General features: G+C 68.3%; 2 protein-coding genes and 1 rRNA gene. All 3 read right to left on the bottom strand.

Annotation, left to right across the window (positions count from 1 at the left end; all coding sequences use genetic code 11):
- Positions 1 to 48: 48 nt before the first annotated feature.
- Positions 49 to 2,544 (bottom strand): sugar phosphate nucleotidyltransferase, encoded by a 2,496-nt coding sequence (locus tag ACFUK0_RS39950; RefSeq protein ID WP_380258969.1) that lies wholly within the window; start codon positions 2,542 to 2,544, stop codon positions 49 to 51.
- A 123-nt stretch (positions 2,545 to 2,667) separates the two neighbouring features.
- Positions 2,668 to 3,279, bottom strand: a complete 612-nt coding sequence (locus ACFUK0_RS39945; protein ID WP_380258967.1) for a CDP-alcohol phosphatidyltransferase family protein — start codon at positions 3,277 to 3,279, stop codon at positions 2,668 to 2,670.
- A gap of 99 nt (positions 3,280 to 3,378) precedes the next feature.
- Positions 3,379 to 3,465: ribosomal RNA gene (gene rrf, locus ACFUK0_RS39940) — 5S ribosomal RNA — on the bottom strand; the annotation flags it as partial.

The raw sequence follows: 3,465 nt of genomic DNA, 5'->3' as shown, positions 1-3,465 counted from the left end.
GCGTCAGTTGTGTTTACGAGACAGCTGCCGCACCGCCCCCGCCGTTCGTTACCGGCCCGCGCCGTCCACGACCGCGCCCCACTCGTCCAGGAGCTGGGCGGTGGCCGCAGCGTCCGGCCCTTCGGCCCACAGGTGGGTGACCGCCTCCGCCGGGTCCGGCAGGACGAGCGTCCACCGGCCGTCGGCCTCGACGACCCGCACGCCGTCCGTGGTGTCCAGCCGCCGGCTGCCGGCCGCCTCCACGACGGAACGCATCACCATGCCCTTGGCCGCCCACGGTGTCGCGACGTCCCGCCGCTGGATGTGCGCCTGCGGGATGCGCGCGTCGATCTGGCTCAGCGTGAGCTGCGTACGGGCCACCAGGCCCACCAGCCGGACGAAGGCGGCCGCGCCGTCGAGCACGCCGCTGAACTCCGGCACCACGTAGCCGCCGCGCCCGTCACCGCCGAACACGGTGCCCTCCGCCGAGGCGGCCTTGGCGAGGTCGTCCAGGGCGGTGGTCGTCCAGGTGACCTGGGTGCCGTGGTAGGCCGCCACCTGCTCGGCGATCCGCGTCGTGGTCACCGGCAGCGCCACCTGGCCGCTGCGCCGCTCGGCCGCGACCAGGTCGAGCAGCACCAGCAGTGCCCGGTCGTCCTCGATGACCCGGCCGAGCTCGTCCACGAAGGACACCCGCTCGCCGACCGGGTCGAACCGCACGCCGAAGGCCGCCCGGGAGGAGGCGACCAGTTCCCCGAGCCTGGCCAGGCCGGCCCGGCGCGACTCGGCGTCCTCGGTCGGCCGCGATTCGTCCAGGCCCCCCGAGACCGTCAGCGCCTCCACGCCGAGCCGGCCGAGAATGCTGGGCAGGACGAGGCCCGCGCTGCCGTGCGCGGTGTCCACCACCACCTTGAGCCCGGCCTCGCGCACACCCGTGGTGTCGACGGCCCGCAGCAGGTTGCCCGCGTAGGAGTCGAAGACGCTGGCCGGGTGCAGCAGGTCGCCGATCTCACCGGGGAACGCGCGGCGGTACTCCTGCCGGGCGTAGACCCGGTCGAGCTTGCGCTGACCGGCCTGCGAGAGGTCCGCGCCCCGCTCGTCGAAGAACAGGATGTCCAGCGAGTCCGGCACACCCGGCGTGGTCCGCAGAAAGATGCCACCCGCGCTGCCGCGGGCGGTGTGCTGCCGCGCCACCGGCATGGGCACGTTCTCCAGGTCGCGAACATCGATCGCACTGGTCTGGAGCGCCGAGATCATTGCCCGCTTCAGCGCACGGGCACCACGCGAGTGGTCACGCGCGATGGTGACCGTCGCCCCCTTCTTCAACGTGGTCGCGTACGCGCCCGCCAGTCGGACGGCCAGCTCCGGCGTGATCTCGACGTTGAGGATGCCCGAGACGCCACGCAGGCCGAAGAGGTGCTCCTGCCCGCGGGACTCCCAGATCACCGACGTGTTGACGACCGCGCCGGCCTCGATGGTCTTGAACGGATAGACCCGGACATTGCCGGCGATGATCGACTCCTCGCCGATCAGACACTCGTCCCCGATGACCGCGCCGTCCTCGATCCTGGACGCGCGCATCACGTCGGTGTTCTTGCCGATCACACAGCCGCGCAGGTTGCTCTGCGGCCCGATGTACACGTTGTCGTGCACCACCGTCTTGTGCAGGAACGCACCGCGCTTCACGACCACGTTGCTGCCGAGCACGGTGTGCTCGCGCAGCTCGACGCCAGCCTCCACCTTGGCGTAGTCGCCGATGTAGAGCGGCCCGCGCAGGATCGCCTCCGGGTCGACCTCCGCACCCTCGGCGACCCAGACGCCGGGCGAGATCTCGAACCCGTCCAGCTCGACGTCGACCTTGCCGTCCAGGACGTCCGCCTGGGCCTTCTGGTAGCTCTCGTGCGTGCCGACGTCCTCCCAGTAGCCCTCGGCCACGTACCCGAAGACCGGCTTGCCCTCCTTCAACAGCTGGGGGAACACGTCGCTGGACCAGTCCACCGACTCGCCGGCGGCGACGTAGTCGAAGACCTCCGGCTCCATCACGTAGATGCCGGTGTTCACCGTGTCGGAGAAGACCTGGCCCCAGGTCGGCTTCTCGAGGAAGCGCTCGACCTTGCCCTCGTCGTCCGTGATCGTGATGCCGAATTCCAGTGGGTTGGGCACGCGGGTCAGGCACACCGTGACCAGAGCGCCCTTCTCACGGTGGAAAGCAATCAAATCGGAGAGATCGAAGTCGGTGAGGGCGTCGCCCGAGATCACCAGGAAGGAGTCGTCCTTGAGCGCGTCCTCGGCGTTCTTGACGCTTCCTGCCGTGCCCAGCGGAGTCTCTTCATTGGCATATGTCAGTTGCATACCGAGCTCTTCGCCGTCCCCGAAGTAGTTCTTGACCAGCGAGGCCAGGAACTGGACGGTGACGACGGTGTCGGTGAGACCGTGCCGCTTCAACAGCCGCAGCACGTGCTCCATGATCGGCCGGTTCGCCACCGGCAGCAGCGGCTTCGGCATGCTTGAGGTCATCGGGCGGAGTCGAGTGCCCTCGCCCCCTGCCATCACAACGGCTTTCATTACGGGTGCGTCCTCCTTCGCGGTGGTGGACCCTGCGGATCCATCAAACCGTTCCAGAGCTTCTCTACCCGGATCAAATCATCCGACGCACCGTGTCGTCGTGCGACTTCTCTCAACCGTGGCTCAAACGGCAGCCGCAGCGTCCGCCTTCACGATCTGCCGGGCCTGAACCGCGTAGAGGATGCCGGCCAGCCAGTAGAGGGTCGTGCCCCACCAGATGAACGCCCAGCTCACAATCCCCGCCGCGTTCTGGATCCAGCTGTCGCCGGTACCGAGCAGCAGAAGCGGAAAGGCGTACATCAGATTGAAGGTCGCGGCCTTCCCGAGAAAACTCACCTGCAGCGGGCCGTAGCCGTGACGGTTGAGGATCGGCAGCAGACAGAGGATGAAGGCCTCTCGGGCCAGCAGGATCCCCGTCACCCACAGGGGCAGGATCCCGCGCCACGTGAGCCCCACCAGCGTCGACAGGACGTACAGCCGGTCCGCCAGCGGGTCGAGGATCTGCCCGACGCGGCTGATCTGCCCCCACTTGCGGGCCAGCTTGCCGTCCAGGTAGTCGCTGACACCGCTGAGCATCAGCAGCGCGACAGCCCAGCCGTCGTTGTTCGGACCGCCGAACTCGGGCCACAGGACGAGCCAGAGAAAGACGGGAACGCCGACCAGCCGGCCCATGCTCAGCAGGTTGGGGATGGTGAGGACGCGATCGGTCTGGACCCGCGTCTCCTGGACCTCCACCCGGGGGCCTCCTGTAAGTTGTGACAGTTCTGCACGATGACCCTACAACAAAGAAGCCCCCGTCCGGTTGACCCGGGCGGGGGCTTCTCTTGAATGATTGTTCGGCGGCGTCCTACTCTCCCACAGGGTCCCCCCTGCAGTACCATCGGCGCTTTGAGGCTTAGCTTCCGGGTTCGGAATGTAACC

The sequence above is a fragment of the Kitasatospora sp. NPDC057223 genome (genome assembly GCF_042669755.1).
Classification (GTDB): domain Bacteria; phylum Actinomycetota; class Actinomycetes; order Streptomycetales; family Streptomycetaceae; genus Kitasatospora.
This window is presented reverse-complemented; position numbering and strand designations above follow the sequence as displayed.